22 protein-coding genes and 1 riboswitch are annotated in these 19,399 nt (G+C 37.7%); of the genes, 15 read left to right on the top strand and 7 right to left on the bottom strand.

The genetic code is table 11. The features are described from left to right. Nucleotides 1-135 precede the first annotated feature (135 nt). Nucleotides 136-1,323, top strand: coding sequence for a M14 family zinc carboxypeptidase (locus tag F7731_RS02825; RefSeq protein ID WP_151533252.1), 1,188 nt, complete (start codon nt 136-138; stop codon nt 1,321-1,323). 198 nt (nt 1,324-1,521) lie between these two features. Further along, a complete protein-coding gene (locus F7731_RS02820) occupies nt 1,522-2,586 on the top strand; it encodes a YqgU-like beta propeller domain-containing protein (protein WP_151533251.1) in 1,065 nt (354 codons plus the stop codon). Between the two features lie 175 nt (nt 2,587-2,761). On the opposite strand, the gene F7731_RS02815 is transcribed toward F7731_RS02820, so the two are convergent. Next, nucleotides 2,762-2,935 carry a DUF2759 domain-containing protein gene (locus F7731_RS02815; protein WP_151533250.1) on the bottom strand — a complete coding sequence of 58 codons (174 nt, stop codon included), beginning with the start codon at nt 2,933-2,935 and terminating at the stop codon, nt 2,762-2,764. Between the two features lie 106 nt (nt 2,936-3,041). Then, a complete protein-coding gene (locus tag F7731_RS02810) occupies nt 3,042-3,533 on the bottom strand; it encodes a hypothetical protein (protein ID WP_151533249.1) in 492 nt (163 codons plus the stop codon). A gap of 120 nt (nt 3,534-3,653) precedes the next feature. Between F7731_RS02810 and F7731_RS02805 the strand changes: the two genes are divergently transcribed. Both F7731_RS02805 and F7731_RS02800 read left to right on the top strand, forming a co-directional pair. Further along, nucleotides 3,654-4,289, top strand: coding sequence for an MBL fold metallo-hydrolase (locus tag F7731_RS02805; RefSeq protein WP_151533248.1), 636 nt, complete (start codon nt 3,654-3,656; stop codon nt 4,287-4,289). A 174-nt stretch (nt 4,290-4,463) separates the two neighbouring features. Then, nucleotides 4,464-5,525, top strand: a complete 1,062-nt coding sequence (locus F7731_RS02800) for a class I SAM-dependent methyltransferase (RefSeq protein WP_151533247.1) — start codon at nt 4,464-4,466, stop codon at nt 5,523-5,525. 65 nt (nt 5,526-5,590) lie between these two features. Here the strand turns inward: F7731_RS02800 and F7731_RS02795 are convergent, their stop codons facing one another. Then, nucleotides 5,591-5,836 carry a DUF2626 domain-containing protein gene (locus F7731_RS02795; protein WP_151533246.1) on the bottom strand — a complete coding sequence of 82 codons (246 nt, stop codon included), beginning with the start codon at nt 5,834-5,836 and terminating at the stop codon, nt 5,591-5,593. A gap of 387 nt (nt 5,837-6,223) precedes the next feature. Continuing rightward, on the bottom strand, nt 6,224-6,925 hold the full coding sequence (locus tag F7731_RS02790; protein WP_151533245.1) for a helix-turn-helix transcriptional regulator: 702 nt from the start codon (nt 6,923-6,925) through the stop codon (nt 6,224-6,226). Between the two features lie 281 nt (nt 6,926-7,206). Here F7731_RS02790 and comGA point away from each other — a divergent pair, with 281 nt between their 5' ends. From comGA to F7731_RS02750, 8 genes are all read left to right on the top strand, one after another. Then, nucleotides 7,207-8,277, top strand: coding sequence for a competence type IV pilus ATPase ComGA (gene comGA, locus F7731_RS02785; protein WP_151533244.1), 1,071 nt, complete (start codon nt 7,207-7,209; stop codon nt 8,275-8,277). Further along, nucleotides 8,264-9,295: a competence type IV pilus assembly protein ComGB gene (gene comGB / locus F7731_RS02780; protein ID WP_151533243.1), complete on the top strand. Its 1,032-nt coding sequence runs from the start codon at nt 8,264-8,266 to the stop codon at nt 9,293-9,295. The genes comGA and comGB overlap by 14 nt, the downstream gene beginning before the upstream one ends. A 1-nt stretch (nt 9,296) precedes the next feature. Then, the gene (comGC, locus tag F7731_RS02775; RefSeq protein ID WP_151533242.1) at nt 9,297-9,629 is read left to right on the top strand and encodes a competence type IV pilus major pilin ComGC; all 333 of its coding nucleotides are present in this window, start codon (nt 9,297-9,299) and stop codon (nt 9,627-9,629) included. Beyond that, entirely contained in the window at nt 9,626-10,066 is a 441-nt protein-coding gene (comGD, locus tag F7731_RS02770; protein WP_151533241.1) for a competence type IV pilus minor pilin ComGD, read from the top strand. The genes comGC and comGD overlap by 4 nt, the downstream gene beginning before the upstream one ends. Continuing rightward, nucleotides 10,050-10,388, top strand: coding sequence for a type II secretion system protein (locus tag F7731_RS02765; protein ID WP_151533240.1), 339 nt, complete (start codon nt 10,050-10,052; stop codon nt 10,386-10,388). The genes comGD and F7731_RS02765 overlap by 17 nt, the downstream gene beginning before the upstream one ends. After that, the gene (comGF, locus tag F7731_RS02760; RefSeq protein ID WP_246197119.1) at nt 10,354-10,818 is read left to right on the top strand and encodes a competence type IV pilus minor pilin ComGF; all 465 of its coding nucleotides are present in this window, start codon (nt 10,354-10,356) and stop codon (nt 10,816-10,818) included. Before F7731_RS02765 ends, comGF begins: the two co-directional genes overlap by 35 nt. 10 nt (nt 10,819-10,828) lie before the next feature. Next, on the top strand, nt 10,829-11,188 hold the full coding sequence (comGG, locus tag F7731_RS02755; RefSeq protein WP_170289629.1) for a competence type IV pilus minor pilin ComGG: 360 nt from the start codon (nt 10,829-10,831) through the stop codon (nt 11,186-11,188). 123 nt (nt 11,189-11,311) lie between these two features. Further along, nucleotides 11,312-11,521: a YqzE family protein gene (locus F7731_RS02750; RefSeq protein WP_151533238.1), complete on the top strand. Its 210-nt coding sequence runs from the start codon at nt 11,312-11,314 to the stop codon at nt 11,519-11,521. A gap of 14 nt (nt 11,522-11,535) precedes the next feature. On the opposite strand, the gene F7731_RS02745 is transcribed toward F7731_RS02750, so the two are convergent. Then, nucleotides 11,536-12,330: a YqhG family protein gene (locus F7731_RS02745; protein WP_151533237.1), complete on the bottom strand. Its 795-nt coding sequence runs from the start codon at nt 12,328-12,330 to the stop codon at nt 11,536-11,538. After that, on the bottom strand, nt 12,308-13,996 hold the full coding sequence (locus F7731_RS02740) for a DEAD/DEAH box helicase (RefSeq protein WP_151533236.1): 1,689 nt from the start codon (nt 13,994-13,996) through the stop codon (nt 12,308-12,310). Before F7731_RS02740 ends, F7731_RS02745 begins: the two co-directional genes overlap by 23 nt. 377 nt (nt 13,997-14,373) lie before the next feature. Further along, a riboswitch (glycine riboswitch) is annotated at nt 14,374-14,466 on the top strand. 315 nt (nt 14,467-14,781) lie between these two features. Between F7731_RS02740 and gcvT the strand changes: the two genes are divergently transcribed. The 3 genes from gcvT to gcvPB are packed head-to-tail and all read left to right on the top strand — an operon-like array spanning nt 14,782 to nt 18,704. Next, nucleotides 14,782-15,888, top strand: coding sequence for a glycine cleavage system aminomethyltransferase GcvT (gcvT, locus tag F7731_RS02735; RefSeq protein WP_151533235.1), 1,107 nt, complete (start codon nt 14,782-14,784; stop codon nt 15,886-15,888). Between the two features lie 16 nt (nt 15,889-15,904). Next, nucleotides 15,905-17,251, top strand: a complete 1,347-nt coding sequence (gcvPA, locus tag F7731_RS02730) for an aminomethyl-transferring glycine dehydrogenase subunit GcvPA (RefSeq protein WP_151533712.1) — start codon at nt 15,905-15,907, stop codon at nt 17,249-17,251. Then, nucleotides 17,244-18,704, top strand: a complete 1,461-nt coding sequence (gene gcvPB / locus F7731_RS02725; RefSeq protein WP_151533234.1) for an aminomethyl-transferring glycine dehydrogenase subunit GcvPB — start codon at nt 17,244-17,246, stop codon at nt 18,702-18,704. The genes gcvPA and gcvPB overlap by 8 nt, the downstream gene beginning before the upstream one ends. 237 nt (nt 18,705-18,941) lie before the next feature. On the opposite strand, the gene F7731_RS02720 is transcribed toward gcvPB, so the two are convergent. Further along, entirely contained in the window at nt 18,942-19,322 is a 381-nt protein-coding gene (locus F7731_RS02720; protein WP_151533233.1) for a rhodanese-like domain-containing protein, read from the bottom strand. Nucleotides 19,323-19,399: the final 77 nt, after the last annotated feature.

Genomic DNA, 19,399 nt, shown 5'->3' with positions numbered 1-19,399 from the left:
GAGTTTTCTTTATCTTATCTGAATTTGATTTTAGAGAATAAATTTGTCTATGTTCAGCTCCAAGAACCCTAGTTTGTGCGGCATTTTTCCCTGAGGACATTCATAAAAATGAATGAGTAAGGGAGGAAGATAAAAATGAAAGTAAAGACGCGTTCTGGGGATACGTTATGGCACTATAGCGGTCTTTTTATGGTCCCTATAAACTTAATCATTGACTCGAATCCGACAATAAATCCAAACTCCTTACAAATTGGGCAGGAAATACAGATTCCTGGATTTATTGCTAAAGCCTACAATTTGAAAAAAGGGGATACATTATGGAAACTAAGTGAAGCAAGACATTTATCAGTTGATGCACTTCTTCTCCTTAATCAGCATATAAATTCAAATCAGCTGACAGTCGGGCAGACAATTTTAATCCCATCAAGGGTGATTACTCCTGTCGTAAATGGGAAGAGGAAGTATACTTATGAGGCGTTAACGGATGATGTTAAAAGCTTACAGATAATCTTTCCTTTCATAAAGGTGAACACAATAGGCAACACTGTACTTGGAAAGCCAATTCAAGAAATTCGATTAGGTAAAGGAACAAAAAAGGTACACTTCAATGCCTCCTTCCATGCAAATGAATGGATTACCTCTGGAATACTTATGTCCTTATTGAATTACTTCTTGTTATCATTAACAAATGTAAAACCGATACGAAGGCTCCAAACAATGCCTCTATACCAGTCAGTCGATATTTCCATCGTACCAATGGTAAATCCAGACGGTGTAAATTTAGTGTTGAGTGGGCCACCTGAGAACATTAGAGAACAAGTGATTCGAATTAATCGTGGAAGCACAGACTTTAGCGGCTGGAAAGCAAACATAAGCGGGGTTGATTTAAATGATCAATTTCCGGCTAAATGGGAAGATGAAAAAGAAAGATCGCCTGAAAAATCTCCAGCCCGAAGAGATTATCCTGGCGAGGCACCATTAACAGAGCCAGAGGCGATCGCGATGGCTGATCTTACGAGAAAAAGAAATTTTAATCGTGTGCTTGCCTTCCATACACAAGGAGAGGAATTTTATTGGGGTTTCGAAGGTTTGGAACCGCCGCAATCAAGCGCACTGGCAAAAGAGTTTTCAAGAGTAAGTGGTTATAAATCTGTTCAATATATTGAAAGCTACGCAGGGTATAAAGATTGGTTTATTCAAGATTTTCGTCGGCCGGGCTTTACGATTGAAATGGGCAAAGGGATAAATCCATTGCCATTAACTCAGTTTGATGAGATATTTGAAGAGGTTCTTGGTATTTACCTGGCAGCTTTATACATGTAAAATGAGTTTGATTATAAAAGCCGTTTTTCGGCTTTTCTTTTATTTGCAGTTTCTAGTTTTAATATGAATCATTATCCGATATTCTACGTACAAATCTTAAAGAGTGTAAAAGGGGGGCGGGATTTGTTGTGTAAAAATAATAATCATTTATTGCTTTTTTTAGTTTTTTTTCTCCCTTTTATCATAGCTGGTTGTCAGATGAAAAAGGAAGCCGGGGTACAGCCCATCATAAAGTATAATAAAGCCATTCAAAAAGCGGGTATCCCTCCATCTTTTACAACAAATAATGTCCAAGCCCCTATTCCTATTCAAAAAGGACCATTTAATTCAGTGAATGGCTGGCTTAATAACGAGACGATTATTTATATGGAAAATGTAGAATTAGGATCAAATGTTTATACTTATAATTTATTTTCAGGTGAGAGCCGTTTAATTTTTGAAAGTGAGTTTCCAATTTCCTCTGTTTTGCCAAGTCCCTCTCGCAGTCAATTATTAATTCAATCCTCTCCAAACTCATATGAAGGTATGATTTCAATTTTAGACGCTAACGGCCATGAGATCTTGACTAAACGGATTAGTGCATCTGAGTTTGCTTATGAGTGGAATCCTTACAATGAAGGCAAAATATTGATTTCTGCCTTTACAGAGAATTGGGACTATACGATGTACCTATTAAATTTGGAGGGGAATAAACTTGAGATTATTGAAAATAAGGAGCCATTTGCCTTCTGGTTAAATGAAGAAGAAATTACTTATTTAAATTGGAATGAAAAAGACCTTTCTCTTTTTGCTCCACTTGTTAAAAAATCAATAAAGAAGCAAAATGAAAAACAAATACTTCACGACGTTTATTACATAAAAGCAATCAAAAATGTATTGATGACGATTACAGTGAATTCTGAGAGATCAAATGAAGCTGTATACACATTTTTCTCAAATCAATTGGAAAAGCTATCTTCCATGTCAGTCCCTCACTTAACACGTTATTCAGATTGGCTTGTTCCCTATTTAGATTTTGATGAACATAATCAATTCATTACTTTTCAGCCGCTTTTCAGTACGGCTGCCGATGCTTACAATTACGAGTTCCAGTTGCTTTCCTATAATATCATTAGTGGAGAGAGCAAAGTCTTGATGGATCATCTAAAAAATGAGCCGTTAAGCTGTTCTCCAAACGGCAAGAATTGTTTGTATGGCTATTTTTTTGAAAAACTAATTAATTTAGAAACTCAAAAAATCATTCCGCTCGTTCAAGACTTTTGAAAAAAGAAAAAGACTTGCCCCCTAAAGAGGACAGTCTTTTTTTTTTTTACGTTCAGCTCCAGCGCCTACCCCCTCGAGGTCACAAGTCAATCCTATCAGAAAGGTACAAATCAACCTTTCCGGTAGGCTCGTCTTGTGCTTGTCGGGGGTGATCAAGGCGCTTGTGCATTTGTTCTTAGTGTACCGCTGGATAACCGCTATTAATTAATGTTAGAAGAGCAAATCCGCCGAAAACAACGAATGAACCGGCAGCAAAAATGAATCCAAGGATATTCTTGTTTTTAAGCGAACTTAGTGCACCAACTGCTGCTAATACAGCAACTAATGCAAAAATAATAACTAGTCCCATAATAAAAAGCCCCCTTTATTTCATCATCAGCAGGCAAATGCCTAAAAATAAGTAAAAACTTTCCGGTAAAACAAATATGTAACTATTTTTACATTCGTCTTATATTCTATAGTTTTTTACTCTGTTTGTCGAGTTCAAAAAATGACACTTCTATGTCATAAGCATTGGCAATTCCTTTTACTAAATCCTTTAAATGCCGTTCAATAAAATAAATAGGTTTGTTTTCTAAATAGCTTTCATAAATTAGATGCTCATGAAGCTGTAGATTGGCCATTTCGATTGAAATTTTATCTCCCCCTTTTATTGAAAAGGAACATACAAGATCATGAAGGAGATAAGTACAATGTTCTGTTACGAATCCGAAATCAGCAAAAGTTTCTCCCTTTATCCCGTCTTTTGCAAGAATAAGTTCAAACTGACTTTCAAGCAATCCAGCCTCTTCTAATAAAATTTCAAGTTGTGAGGCAGCTTCTTTTGTTTCGAAAATAAAAATGCCTTCATAGGAATCAAAAATATTTGTTTCACTAAAAATAAGCGCTTTAAACTCAGGTACCTCTTCAATAATAGTATTGGCTTCAACCGCATAATAGATTCTCATTTTAATCTCCTCTTTAAAAAAGTAGTAGCTTTATTAAAATTAAGATTGTTTTCTTTAATTGCTTCATAAAGATAGTGTAAAATAAGAGCTAATATACATTTTTAATTGGAGGTGTTTGCGATGGAATGGTATCAGCTCCCACTAGGTCCATTACAAACGAATTGCTACATATTGTCAAAGGAAAATGGCAAATGCCTTATTTTTGACCCAGGTGAAGAGAGTGAGAAGCTAAGCAATATTATTCAGCAAAAAAGTTTACAGCCGGTTGCTATCATTCTTACTCATGCGCATTTTGACCATATCGGTGCAGTAGATGATATAAGAGAAGAATATGAAATTCCCGTTTATATTCATGAAAAAGAGGCTGATTGGCTTATTGATCCAGCATTAAACGGCTCGGGGCGATATGAAATGATTGAAAATATTAGCGGAAAGCCTGCTGACTTTTTTATCCGAAATGAGCAAGAAATGACGATAGGGGAATTTACTTTTCAAATTTACGAGACACCAGGCCATTCACCTGGAAGTATCTCCATTTACTTTAAGGAAGGGGATTTAGTTGTCGCTGGGGATGCGCTGTTCAATGGAAGCATTGGCCGGACAGATTTGCCAGGAGGGAATCATGATTTGCTATTAAATAGCATTCATCAAAAGTTATTAACCCTGCCTGAAGAAACCACCGTTCTGTCTGGACATGGTCCAGCGACGACAATCGGGCAGGAAATGGATTCTAACCCATTTTTAAATGGGTTTTAATGAGGATCAACGGAATTTGGCAACTGTTAGATAGAAAAGCCCTTCTCGATTAGGAGAAGGGCTTTTCTAGGGGATGTTCTATTCATAATGGGAGGGGATAAGTTTTAGCTACTAAAAATACAATATAATAAAGTATTCACTGTGTCAATGATGTTAACAAAAAAAGGAGCTTTTATGATAAATTTATTAAAGGAATTTATAATGGGCCATCCATTAAAAAGGATCACTTATGCAGAGTATATGGAACTGGTGTTATACCATCCTCAATATGGCTATTATATGAGGGAAAAGGATAAGGTTGGTCGTAAAGGGGATTTTATCACATCAAGCAATATCGGGGATATTTACGGAAAAGCGCTTGCCAAATGGTATTTTAAAGAGAAGAATGAACGAAAGCTTCCTCCAGCTATTTGTGAAATTGGCGGTGGAACAGGTCGTTTCGCAAAAGCGTTTATTGATGAATGGAATAGGATTGGGGAAGAGCCTATTCAGTATGTCTTACTTGAGACAAGCCCTTATCATCGAAAGCTGCAGCAGGAAGAGCTAAAGAGTTATGATTTTGTTAAACAAATTGATGATCTAGAGGAAATTTTTCCGTTTGAAGGCTTGATTTTTTCCAACGAATTGTTTGATGCCTTTCCCGTTCACATTATTGAAAACCATGATGGCCAATTCATGGAGGTCATGATTACCATTCAAAATGATCAGCTTGCTGAGACAATTGTCCCATTAAATAATCGCCAAATTTCAACCTACTTAGCGGAAAGTGGATTGAAATTAAAAAATAAACAAAGAATTGAAATTCCGCTGTCAATGGGAGATATGCTTTATCGAATGTCAAAGGCTCTTTCAAGGGGGCTAGTCCTCACGGTTGATTATGGATATACGAATGAGGAGTGGACGGAATTAGGACGGAGCAAAGGTAGTTTAAGGGGCTATTACAAGCATCAGCAAATGAATAATGTTCTTCTTCACCCAGGAGAAATGGATTTAACAAGTCATGTTCATTTTGATTCCCTTATCCGTATCGGAAAGGAAAACGGGCTAAACTTTGAAAGCAACTGGAGACAGGATGAATTTTTACTGACGACAGGAATTCTAGAGGATTTACAGGACCATTACGATCCGGATCCATTCTCTGAAGTGAGTAAAAGAAACAGAGCAATCCGAAGCCTCATTATGCCTTCAGGTATGAGCGCATCCTTCCATGTTTTTTTACAAAAGAAGGGATGTTAATAAAATAAAAAACGATGGGGCCCCAAGGGATTCCATCGCTTTTTCAAATAAAGGGTATGTATTGCTTAATGACCACTTACACCTGGTGTCATCATAAATGTTGACCAGTAAGTGAAGCCAATAAAGAATACTGTTAAATATGCGCCAAAAACATACATATACATGCGTTCTGAAAGCTTTAAGTAACTTAAAAGCAGGAAAAATCCTGTTTGGCCGAAGAAGATTAAAGATGCTGTATACATGTCACCAACATAGAACATAACAGCAAAAATCCCCGTCCAGAAACCTAACACTCTGTACATGCGTTCCATATGTTTCCCTCCTCCTTTTACCCTTAAGAGATAATAAAATCGAAAAATGTGATTTGCTTTTGTAGATAAATTCACCTACGTTCAGCTTCAACGCCTACCCCCGACGTACAGGACGTACTAGTGTCGACAATGCGACAGGACGTCGCGTTTTTGTCGACCTCGAGGTCACAAGTCAATCCTCCCAGAAAGGTAAAAAACACCTTTCCGTGAGGCTTGTCTTGTGCTTGTCGGGGGTGAACGAGGCGCTTCCGCATTTGGTTTTACAAGTACAATCAGTTCATATTATAGTTATTCCCAGCTTAAAAGTAAACTACTCTTTATGAATATTGTTAAGACATGAGTCTTTCCTGGCGATTGTTATGCTACCTTGATCATATTAGTCATGCTCTAATCAGAAAGAATAGCACGGTAGGAGCATGATTCACAGCCATTTAGTATATTTGATTTTTCTATGAGCCGGGCGGAATCAAATAATGCCTCAAACATCCCTTTTATATATTCGGCGTGCATTTGGCAGACTGACTCTGAAAAACTCTCCGCAACCTCTTTAAATGGGCAATTGAAAATTTGAAAGTAAACTTTTGAGCTATCCTCATTCACTTCAAATTCAGGATGGAAACCTGACATAATAGCCGCATTCTTAATTATTTTCATTTTTTGATCGAATGAAAGGGGCTCATTGAAATGCGGAGAGCGATTTGTTTCCTGTTCAATTAATTCTTGACCAAATCTTTTCCCGATATCATAAAGTGCTTGCTTAGCTGGCTCTCCAAGTGAAAGGAGTGTTTGCATCGCAATTTTGGCTAGCAGCTGGTAGTCTCGATAAGGGAAATGGAGCTGAATCACCTCATCGGATAAGCTATAAAGCCTGCTTGGCCTCCCGCCTTTTCCCGTTTTTTGCGTATCTGACGCTAGCATTTTAACATCTTCTAGTTTTGAAAGATGGAGCCTTGCGACATTTGGATGAATATTAAATTGTTCGGCAACTTCTTGAACAGTAACTTCTTTATGCTTATTTGTAATGTATTGATAAATATAATAACGAGTTGGATCAGATAAAACATTAGTTATCTTTAAAGTTTGTTCCACGTAAATTCACCTCAGAACGATATTGATTCCATTATAATACAGTTAAAATGGGTAAACACTGTATTCACGATAAGTTTATAAAATGTTCACAAATATCATAAGAGGTTATCATACGTTGTCTGGAGTCAAACCAATCCATTTGAATAGTGTTCAGTTTTATTTAGTGAATTTTTTAATTTTTCACTCAAAGGGATTGTCAAAATGAAAAGGAATATATATAATGAGGTCGAATATAGTCTTTACGGACTATTTATAAAATATAAAGGGTGGTGTTAGTTCAATTGAACATGATTGAAAAACTAGCAGAAAAAATTATTAAAGATGCAGTGCGAAACCAAGCCTCAGACATTCATATTGTCCCTCGCAGAAAAGACACACTCATTCAATTGCGCCTCGCTAATAAACTTGTCCCTAGGCTTTATCTCCCAAAAGAAGAATGTGACCGTTTAATTTCTCATTTTAAATTCACTGCCTCAATGGACATTGGCGAAAAACGGCGACCGCAAAGTGGTGCCTACTCCTATTATATTGATGGACAATTAATTGGACTGCGATTTTCCACACTCCCATCCAGTCATAACGAAAGCCTTGTTATTCGAATCCTTCCCCAGCAGGAGCAAATTCCTTTTTTCCAAATTTCCTTATTTCCAGCCATGACTCGAAAAATGCTCGCCTTATTAAAGCATGCTCACGGATTAATCATATTTACCGGGCCGACTGGATCAGGGAAAACCACAACACTATACTCACTGTTAAATGAAACCTCCCATATGTTTAACCGCAATGTAATTACGCTAGAAGACCCGATTGAAAAACAAAATGATCTCGTTTTACAAGTTCAAGTAAATGAAAAAGCTGGGGTTTCTTATGCTGCTGGGCTAAAGGCGATATTAAGGCATGATCCAGATATTATTATGGTTGGGGAAATAAGGGATGCAGAAACAGCGAAAATTGCTGTACGAGCAGCTTTAACCGGGCATTTAGTGCTTTCGACGATGCATACAAGGGATGCAAAGGGGGCGATCTATCGATTAAATGAATTTGGCGTCAATTGGGTTGAAATTGAACAAACGCTTGTTGCAATTACTGCACAGAGGCTTGTTGAGCTTGAATGTCCGTTTTGCCAAGGAGAATGTTCGCCTTTTTGCTATAGTTATGGGCGATGGAAAAGAGCAAGTGTGTTTGAATTACTAGCTGGACGAGCATTAAACGCAGCAATGATGGAAGCGAAGGGGGAGATAACAGATGTAAATTATATGACGTTAAAAGAGGTTATAAAAAAGGGGATCGCACTTGGCTATATAAAAGAATCTGAATATGATCGGTGGGTGTTCGATTATGCGAAGGCATAAATGGAGCCTTCAAGAACAAAGCCATTTCTTAAAAAGGACAGGTGAACTTCTTTCAAGAGGATATTCTTTATCAGAAGCGATTGAATCTCTCCTGTTTCAGCTTCCCCGTGCAAAGAAAATAGAGGTCAGTGAATGCTTAGCTGATTTGAGAGAAGGATTTCCCTTTTTCCAAGTGCTATCAAAGCTGAACTTTAATAAATACTTAATTGGTTATGTATATTTTGCAGAGCAGCATGGGGGGCTTGCCCGTGCATGTCAAGAAGGTAGCGAGATGATGCTAAAGAGAGACAAAGATTTTGAGAAACTCAAAAAGCTCCTTGTTTATCCGACATTATTAATAATTATCACGATTGTTTTATTTGTGTTTGTTGATTTAATTATACTTCCAAGATTCTCATCTTTATTTACAACAATGAATTTGCAGCCAAACTTCTTTATGAACGTTGTTTCTCTTTTTGGTCATGCACTTCCTTATCTGTTTGGAATTTTTTTCATCTTCCTCTTAGCATTCCTCAGTTATTACCGATTAAAATTCCGAGAAAAATCCCAAATCAAGCAGAAGATGCTCCTTTCTTCCCTCCCTATTATTGGTCCGTTTTTAAAATTATTTTACTCACATTATCTCTCAATCCAAATGAGCTATTTGCTTTCAGGAGGATTATCTATTCATGAGGCTTTAAGTATGTTTGAAAAAAATGATAAACAGCCGCTTTATAAGGAACTAGGGGCAGAAATTAAGGATTGCCTACGAAAGGGGGAGAGGCTTGAAGAAATCTTATTAACTTATTCATTTTTAGAAATTGAGCTTCCGCATATTATTAGACATGGCCAGAAAAATGGAAAGCTAGATCAAGAATTATTTTTCTTTAGTAAGCATTGTCTTAACCAAATTGAAGAGCGCTCAGAAAAATGGTTGAAAACCGTTCAGCCATTATTGTATTCAGTTATTGGCTTTATGATTGTTTCGATGTATTTAGCTGTATTATTACCGATGTTTCAATTATTGGAGGGATTTTAACATGAAAATATTTAAGAATAACAATGGTTTCACCTTAATAGAAATGATGATTGTTTTGTTAGTCATTTCTGTCTTATTAATTATTACGATTCCCAATATCACAAAGCATAACTCTAAAATAAACAGCAAAGGGTGTGAGGCTTTTGTAAAAATGGTACAAGCCCAAGTTCAGGCATATGAGATTGAAAAGAAAGAACCCCCAGCAGATATTCAGGCACTAGTTAAAGAAGGATATTTGACAGAAGGAGAAACATCATGTCCCAATGGGGATCTCGTGAGGATTTCAGCAGAAGGGGAAGTTACATCTGCTAAAAAGGAAACTAAATCAGAGTGAATTTCAAGCAAGGAGGCTTCACATTAATTGAATCTCTTTTTGTCTTAAGTGTTTTCCTCATCATTGCCTCCATATCTGCCTTTTTATTAAAGCCTCAGTTCCATTCATTAGAAAAACAGCAATTTATTTCACAATTAAAAGCCGATTTTTTATATGCGCAGCAATATGCCCTGTCGCATCATGTTGAGGTAGTCGTTCATATTCTCCCAGGAGAGAAGCGGTACGTTATTCATGAAGAGCAGTCCGAGAATTTTTTTGTTGAAAGACAGATTCCTGATCGGATAACAGTAAGAGGGGAGACCATGACGCTGTTCTTTCTTTTTAAGGCCGACGGGAATATTAGCCAGTTTGGCTCTTTTGCCATTTATGCTGGGAAGGAAAGATATCGCTTTACCTTTTTAATTGGAAAGGGAAGATTTTATGTGGAAAAAGAATAAAGGTTTTTTCTTGCCGGAAATGCTTTTAACATTAACAGCTTGGCTTCTTATTGCATCGATATTTTTTCCGCTCATTATGAATCTCGTCAATCATTCAATTCGATTACAGCAGGATTACGAAGGAACTAAAGTTTTATATGAGGCATTATTACAAGCAAAAAAGGAAGATCGTGCTCCTTTTTCCGAATTAATAGCCCTCAATCGGACTGTATATGAAATCTCACAAGAAGCATCTGGCAACAGAAATGGAGTGGAGGTTTGCGTTAAATATGTGGATGTGTTCAAAAATGATCAGCAAAAATGTGAAAAATATGAACAATAAGGGCTTTACTATGCTGGAAATGCTTTATGCCTTTTCAATTTTTCTGCTCATCATTTCCTTTTTTCCGTTAACTTTAAAATATTTCTTAGACAATGAACAATTTGAATTGAGAACGAAAAGGATGGAATGGCATGTCTTTGTCAATCAATTGAAAAAAGAGCTTCGATTATCTGAGGAATTGGATGTATACGACCAAAGAATTATTTTGAAGAAGCACGGCCAGAATATCATTTATGAGCGGTATGGCGCAAATTTGCGAAGAAGAGTTGATAGTAAAGGACATGAAATTGTCTTTCAGCAAGTCGATACATTTCAATTTTCACGTATTCCCGATGGGGTAAAATTAACATTGAGAGATTTATATAATCAGACGTACTCCATATCAATATACTCTTATATAAATTTGGAGAACGACTATGCTTCGCAATGAGAAAGGGTTCGTGTATCCTCTTACATTTTCAATTATAATACTTGCTGTTTCTTTGTTAATCATTCATATTGAACTTTATTTATCTGAAGTGCGTTTCTATAAAGAAACAGAGAAAAGCCTAAAACAAGAATATTATTTTTTGAGCTCAGTGAAAGAGATAGAAAGGATTTTTTTAGAGGAAGATACTAAGATTTCTTCAGGAGAATTAAAATTTTCTGATGGAAATGTTCATTATCGAACTTCGGAAATATCCAATAGTGTATATTTGATAACGTTTAGCTTAAGTTTAGAGGATCATCGTGAAATTACTGCGTATGGATATTTTGATTTGGAAGAAGGCAAAATGTTTAAGTGGGTAGAGCGAAATTAATATTTTTGAAAGGGACAAAACCAAGGTTATGATGCCCCCTCTTTTTTAACTATAGTTTAAATACAAGCCAAACGGAACATACTGTAATAAAAATGGCAATTAATGAAGGTCAGGGTGCGGCAAATGAAATCGAATGACTACGTTAAATACATTACGCAAACAGTTGTAAAATATATTGATCAGCCAAAAGATGAACGGAAGAGGCATAAGTTAGAGAAAAAGGATATGAAAGAACCATTTTTATACAGGTGGTTTGGCTTGATTCCATATGTTTTCTACTATAATGTCAAAAGGAAAAGAGACAATAAAACAGACAAGAAACCGCACATTTGAGCGGTTTCTTTCTGTTAAATGGCTTTGTCTGTTAAATAAAATAATCCGCCATTTATAATTGAAATCTTTACACGTGGCTCATATTGCTCTTTCAAGGCAGCTTTTTCGATTTCATAGCTTTCATCTTTTTCTTCTGCTTCCTCGTAAAAATGCTCCAATAAACTTAAATCCTTTTGCCAACGCTCTCTAGCTTTTTCTGCCCAACTATGATCCTCGCGTTCAATTTGCGCTTTTAAGTAATTCTCAACTCTCGTGATTCCGCTTTTTGGCATAATTAGCGGAGAAAGTGTAAATGAAAAGTCAGGAATTTTCGGCGTTAGCCGCAATTGTAGTAGTTTATCATGAAACTCTTCAATCATTTGCCCATTAATTAATTGCAGACCGATTGATTTAAACACATCCCTCTTGCGGTCACATTCATATGAAATACGGACATTCATCCCAAGCCATGGTCTTAAAGAAATTTGCTGACCATGGGGCTGATCGTGTTTTTCAAATAGCCGGATATAACCTGCAAGCCTTTTTGTCGATTGAAAAATTTGATGAAGACGTGGTGAACCAAAGTGAATATTTTCCCCTGTAACTTCTTCGGGGGATAGCTTTGGATTCGTAATAAATGTAAGCCGCATCGGATTTGGAATACCGCCAGTTTTCTCTAAATAATGCCAGTAAAATGGCCTATTCATTAGCTCCTTATCAAGTTCTATCGTTAATTGAACAGTCATATAGCCATGGCCATTTTCGACAATTTCGCAACCGTTCGCATGGAAATATTTTTCAAGAAAATTATGGATTTCCTGCTGCTGCATTTTGTTTGCCCTCCCGTATTTCCTCAGCAAATTGAATCATTGAAGTTAAGTTTTCCATTTTAATTCTCATTTCACCTTCGGAAGATGACTTACCAAAAATATCAATAAGATGGTCTTCTACATTCCCGAAATCAAGCTTAGTAAGAATTTCATCCAAATCGCCAATTACTTTTTCAAAAAGATTAATCTTCTCATACAAAAGTTTTAATATATGCTCCTCAACTGTATTTTTTGTCGCAAAGTTATAAATCATAACATCTTTTTCCTGTCCTAAACGATGGATACGTCCAATTCTTTGCTCAAGCCTCATCGGATTCCATGGCAAGTCAAAATTAATGATATGGTTGCAAAACTGCAGATTAATCCCTTCGCCTCCAGCTTCCGTAGCAATAAGGACTTGCGCATTTTTTTGGAAAAGCTCACGCATCCAATCTTTTTTCCCTCTTTTAAATCCGCCGCGAAATGGGACAGAAGTTATGCCGTGCTGTTTGAGGAACCATTGCAGATACATTTGTGTTGCTCGATACTCGGTGAAAATAATGACTTTATCATTTATTTGCTTAATCAATTCAATTGCTTTTTCCGCTTTTGAATTTTTTTGTACAGCTTCAACCTTCCTAGTTAAAAATTGAATTTGTTCCTGGAAGGCTACGGATGGATTTTCTTGCCTTTCTAGCATGTTTTTTAAAGTGAAAAAAACAGATTCGCGGCTACTGCAAGCTTCTCGCTGAAGTGTCATGACCGAAAATTGGCTAGAGTTTGTCCAATCACCGTCTTTTCGCAAGCTTGTGACTGCATCATAAAGTTCCCTTTCCTCTTTTGAAAAATCAATCACAATCGTTTCAACTTTTCGCTTCGTCCACTCAATTCCAGTGTCGGCCCGCCTGTTTCGAATCATCACTTTATTGACAAGTTCTTTCAAATGTTCATTATCATCTAAATTTCGTGCATCTTTATTATATTTTTGATAGAAAGCTGATTCATTCCCTAAATGGCCTGGCTTTAGTAAAGACACTAAATTGAAGATTTCACTAATCCGATTTTGAATAGGAGTGGCTGTTAAGAGTAAACAAAATTTCTTTTTTAAATTTTGGACAAACTCATAATTCTTCGTTTTATTGTTTTTTAGCTTATGAGCCTCATCAATAATAATAAGGTCATAGTCTTGCTTATAAATAATATCCCTATGTGGGTTGCGCTTAGCCGTATCTATGGACGAAACAACAACATCGCATTGCTCCCATACATAGCTTTTTCGCTGGGTTACCGCAGGGATGAAAAATTTCGTGTTAAGCTCAATTGCCCATTGAGTCACAAGAGAGGCAGGGACGAGGATCAATACTTTTTTCACCAATCCCCTAATCATATACTCTTTCAATATTAATCCTGCTTCAATAGTTTTCCCCAAACCAACCTCGTCAGCAAGAATCGCTTTTCCATTCATATTTTCTACAACTTGCTTGGCCACTTCAAGCTGGTGTGGCAAAGGTGTAAGGCCCGATAAATGCTTGGGAGCCTGTAATCCTTCAAATTCTGTAATAGTGGTATAGTTTTCCACATCAATGGCCAACTTATAAAGCTCCCAAATTCCCCATGGGCCATCTTGCTTAATTCTCGTTAAGAATCCTTCCTGCCATAAAGAATCAAATTCAATATTCACTGTCATAAAAACGACCCCTTTTAAACTGTCTAGCTTCAGCGCCTAGGGGCTCGCCGACGCCACGTCCTGTGGCAAAGTCGACACTAATACGTCCTGTACGGCGGAGGTCATAAGCCAGTCTACCAAGAAGGTCAAAGTACAACCTTCTCATCAGCCTGTCTTATGCTCTTGTCGCCCTTGACCGAGGCACTTACGCATTTCTTACTGAGAAAAATATTACCCATTGCTCAAATAGATTTCTAATGGTAGGATAATAATAGCTTTGAAAGTTTTGAAATTTGCCAAAAACACATTTATTGTTATTTTGACAATAACTTTTTATTTATCTACATTTATAGATTTGCGTTTAGTATGAACCAATTTTGAAAATTTTATAAATGCGGATGAAGATAAGGGGAGAGACTACTTTATGTAGCGCCGAAGGAGCAAGCAATTATGATTGTGAATCTCTCAGGCAAAAGAACCCTTATTGGACGTAGCTCTGGAGAGTGCTCTTTTTCATTGTCTAGCTGCAGCGCCTACCCCCTCGAGGTCACAAGCCAATCCTCCCATAAAGGTAAAGAACACCTTTCCGGGAGGATCGTCTTGTGCTTGTCGGGGGTACCAAGGCGCTTCCGCTTTTCATAGTAAGAGCCACCAAAGGGGAAAACCGTTAAACGGTAAACTTTCAGGTGCAAGGACAGGGATCTTCTCTTTTTATAGGGAGGGCTCTGTCTTTTTTTCGTGCAAAGGGTTTTGCATTTCAATGGCGAATTTCTAAACTTTTAAAAAGATAAAAGGGGGACAAGTGAATGTCACAGTTAAAACGTACACCATTATTCGATGTTTACAAAGACGATGGTGCGAAGACAATTGACTTTGGCGGCTGGGATCTGCCTGTTCAGTTCTCAAGCATTAAAGAGGAGCATGAGGCAGTTCGTACAAAAGCTGGGTTGTTTGACGTATCCCATATGGGTGAAATTGAAGTGAAGGGTCCAGATAGCCTTTCCTATCTTCAAAAAATGATGACAAATGACATCTCAAAACTAAAAACTTTAGGTGCCCAGTATACAGCCATGTGTTATGAAAATGGCGGAACTGTTGATGATTTACTTGTCTATAAATTTGCAGATGATCATTATTTACTAGTTGTAAATGCTTCTAATATTGAAAAAGACTATCAATGGCTCACTGACCATCTTGAAGGAGATGTGACGATTGAAAATCTATCTGACAAAACGGCACAGGTTGCTATTCAAGGTCCAATAGCAGAGTCTGTCCTGCAAAAGCTAGCAAAAGAGACTAGTTTAACAGACATTGGTTTCTTTAAATTTCAAGATCAAGTTGATTTAAACGGCAAAAAAGCGCTTGTTTCTAGAACAGGCTACACGGGAGAAGACGGCTTCGAGATTTATTGCGATGCAAATGATGTTGTCGCTATTTGGAAGGATATTTTAGAAGCTGGTAAAGAAGAAGGAGTTATTCCTTGTGGATTAGGCGCTCGTGATACATTGCGCTTTGAAGCAAACCTTGTTCTTTATGGGCAAGAAATTTCACCGGACATCTCACCACTTGAAGCAGGAATCGGTTTTGCAGTGAAAGTGAATAAAGAAGCTGATTTTAATGGAAAAGAAGTTTTAGCAAAACAAAAAGAAGAAGGTCTAGCTAGAAAAATAGCTGGAATTGAAATGATTGATCGTGGGATTCCACGCCATGGCTATCCAGTTTATATAGGCGAAGAGAAGATTGGGGAAGTAACAACTGGTACTCAGTCTCCAACCTTAAAGAAAAATATTGGCTTAGCTCTTCTAAAAACAGAGCATACAGCTGTTGGAACAGAAGTTGAAGTAGAGATTCGCGGAAAGCGCCTTAAAGCAGTTGTGGCAGCGACGCCTTTCTATAAAAAAGAGAAAAAATAGGAGAGGAGACATAATGATGAAACATCGCTATTTACCGATGACTGAGACAGACAAGAAAGAAATGCTCGCTACAATCGGTGTAAACTCAATTGACGAATTATTTAGTGATATTCCTGAAAACGTTAGATTTAAAGGTGAATATAAAATTAAGCCAGCAGCGACTGAAACAGCATTAATGAAAGAACTATTGTTAATGTCCCAAAAAAATGCTGATTTAAAGAGTAATACTTCTTTTATAGGTGCTGGGGTTTATGATCACTATATGCCTGTAATTGTAGATCATGTTTTATCCCGTTCTGAATTCTATACGGCTTATACACCGTACCAGCCAGAAATTTCTCAAGGAGAGCTGCAAGCAATCTTTGAATTCCAAACAATGATTTGTGAAATTACAGGTATGGATGTTGCGAACTCTTCTATGTATGATGGTGGAACTGCTCTTGCGGAAGCTGCAACATTAAGTGCTGCCCAAACTCGCCGTAAAAAAGTGTTAGTTTCAAGCGCAGTTCATCCTGAATCAAAAGAAGTAGTAAAAATGTATGCGAAAGGCCAATATATCGAGGTCGTTGAAGTACCGCATAAAGATGGCGTAACGGATATTGATGCATTAAAAGATATGATCAATGATGAGGTTGCTGCTGTAATTGTGCAATATCCAAACTTCTTTGGCCAACTCGAGCCAATGAAAGAGCTTGAAGAAATTATTCATGCACAAAAATCATTATTTGTCGTATCAAGCAATCCGCTTGCACTTGGTGCATTAACACCTCCCGGAAAATTCGGTGCAGATATTGTTGCAGGAGATGCACAACCTTTCGGAATTCCGACAGCATTTGGCGGCCCACACTGCGGATATTTTGCTGTGACGAATAAATTAATGAGAAAAGTGCCAGGACGTCTTGTTGGACAAACAGTTGATGAAGAAGGACGCCGCGGCTTTGTATTAACACTGCAAGCACGTGAACAACATATCCGTCGTGAAAAAGCGACTTCTAATATTTGTTCAAACCAAGCCTTAAATGCTCTTGCTGCATCAGTAGCAATGACAGCATTAGGTAAAAAAGGTGTTCAGGAAATGGCTCTAGCCAATATCCAAAAAGCTAACTATGCTAAGAAGGCATTTAAAGAGAATGGCTTTGAGGTTGTCTTCGAAGGTCCATCTTTCAATGAATTTGTCATTAAGTTAAATACACCTGTTAAAGAAGTGAATCAAAAGCTTCTTGAAAAAGGCATCATTGGTGGATACGATTTAGGCCGTGATTATTCTGACTTAGCGAATCATATGCTAGTGGCAGTTACAGAATTAAGAACGAAAGAAGAAATTGATACTTTTGTTAAAGAAATGGGGGAGTACCATGCATAAGGATGATCAAGCACTCATTTTTGAATTAAGCAACCCTGGCCGCATCGGTTATAGTCTCCCGGAAATGGATGTTCCGGAAGCTGATATTAATGAACTGATTCCAGAGGGCTTTCTAAGAGAAGAATTAGCAGAGCTTCCAGAAGTATCAGAGTTAGATATTATGCGCCATTATACGGCTCTTTCTACTCGTAACCATGGGGTGGATTCCGGCTTTTACCCTCTTGGTTCTTGTACAATGAAATACAATCCGAAAATCAATGAAAATGTGGCACGTTATGCTGGCTTTGCTCATTTGCATCCGCTTCAGGACGAGAGCTCTGTCCAAGGTGCTTTAGAGTTGATGTATGACCTTCAAGAGCATTTAATCGAAATTACGGGTATGGATCAAGTTACTCTTCAGCCTGCTGCAGGTGCTCATGGAGAATGGACTGCATTAATGATGGTCCGTGCTTTCCATGAAGCAAATGGTGACTTTAAACGTACGAAAGTAATTGTACCTGACTCTGCACATGGTACAAACCCTGCTTCTGCGACAGTTGCTGGTTTTGAAACAATTACTGTAAAGTCAGATGAAAATGGTTTAGTAGATTTAGAAGATCTAAGACGTGTTGTTGGGGAAGACACAGCTGCTCTAATGCTGACAAACCCTAACACTCTAGGATTATTTGAAGAAAATATTTTAGAAATGGCAGAAATTGTCCATGGCGCAGGCGGAAAGCTTTACTATGATGGAGCAAACTTAAATGCCGTTATGTCTAAAGCTCGTCCTGGGGATATGGGATTTGACTTAGTTCACTTGAATCTGCATAAAACATTCACTGGCCCGCACGGCGGGGGCGGTCCTGGTTCAGGTCCTGTTGGTGTAAAATCAGACTTGATTCCATATTTGCCAAAGCCAGTTTTAGTGAAGCAAGGCGATCAGTATGTTTTAGATTATGACCGTCCACAGTCCATTGGCCGTGTGAAGCCTTATTACGGAAACTTCGGAATCAATGTTCGTGCTTATACGTATATTCGTTCAATGGGTCCAGACGGATTAAAAGCAGTAACTGAATATGCAGTATTAAATGCGAACTATATGATGAGAAGACTGCAAAGTTCATATGATCTTCCATTTGATAAGCATTGCAAGCATGAGTTCGTATTAAGCGGAAAGCGTCAAAAGAAACTCGGCGTACGTACGCTTGATATTGCGAAGCGTCTACTAGACTTCGGGTATCATCCACCGACTATTTACTTCCCGCTTAACGTGGAAGAATGTATTATGATTGAACCAACTGAAACAGAATCAAAGGAAACTCTTGATGCATTCTGTGACGCAATGATTCAAATTGCGAAAGAGGCAGAAGAGAATCCAGAAATCGTACAAGAAGCACCTCATAGTACAGTTATTGGCCGTTTAGACGAAACAATGGCTGCCCGTAAGCCAATTCTTCGTTATCAAAAACAATAATAGTGAGTGTTCAAAAAGGAGGACAAAAAAAGCCGAGAAGTTCAAGGAAGCGAAGTCTTCGAGTACCGGAACGTATGTTTTTAATACGTGAGGAGCGGAGAAGCAAGCTGACGCCGAAATTCGACAGCTATTTTTCCCGGACTTTTTGAACAACCTCTAATATGAATAAAAAATACCTCTGCAGAATTAGCAGAGGTATTTTTGTACAGTTAAACTCCATTGCAGGAGCATTTCGTATTATTTAGTTTTAATTTTGCCTTCCCACTTTTTAAAACCGCCTTGAAGATGGGAAAGGTCTTTATAGCCTTTACGGGATAGAAATTGAGCAGCTCTGCCACTTCTCAATCCGCTTTGGCAATATAAGTATACCGGCTTGTCTGGACGCAATTCCTTTATTCTCGTTTTCATTTGTGAAAGAGGAATATTACGAGCGCCAAGAATATGCCCGTTTTCAAATTCATTTGGTTCACGGACATCGATCAATTGGGCCTTCCTGTATCCTTCTTTGAATTGCTCCTCCTTCAACGTTTTGACAATCCTCTTCTGATACAACCAAGTTATGATGGAATAAGTAATGAATCCGCCTAACATGATTAAAAGGAAATAAAGTGTTTCCAAATTGTCTTTCTCCTTTCGCACTAAAGCTTGCCTCTTCTATTATATAAGCGTACTATGAGACGAGTAAAGGAAATCAG

The organism is Cytobacillus depressus (assembly GCF_008923245.1).
Lineage (GTDB): Bacteria > Bacillota > Bacilli > Bacillales > Cytobacillaceae > Cytobacillus > Cytobacillus depressus.
Note: the sequence above shows the minus strand (reverse complement) of the source record. Positions and strands in the feature narration are given on the sequence as shown.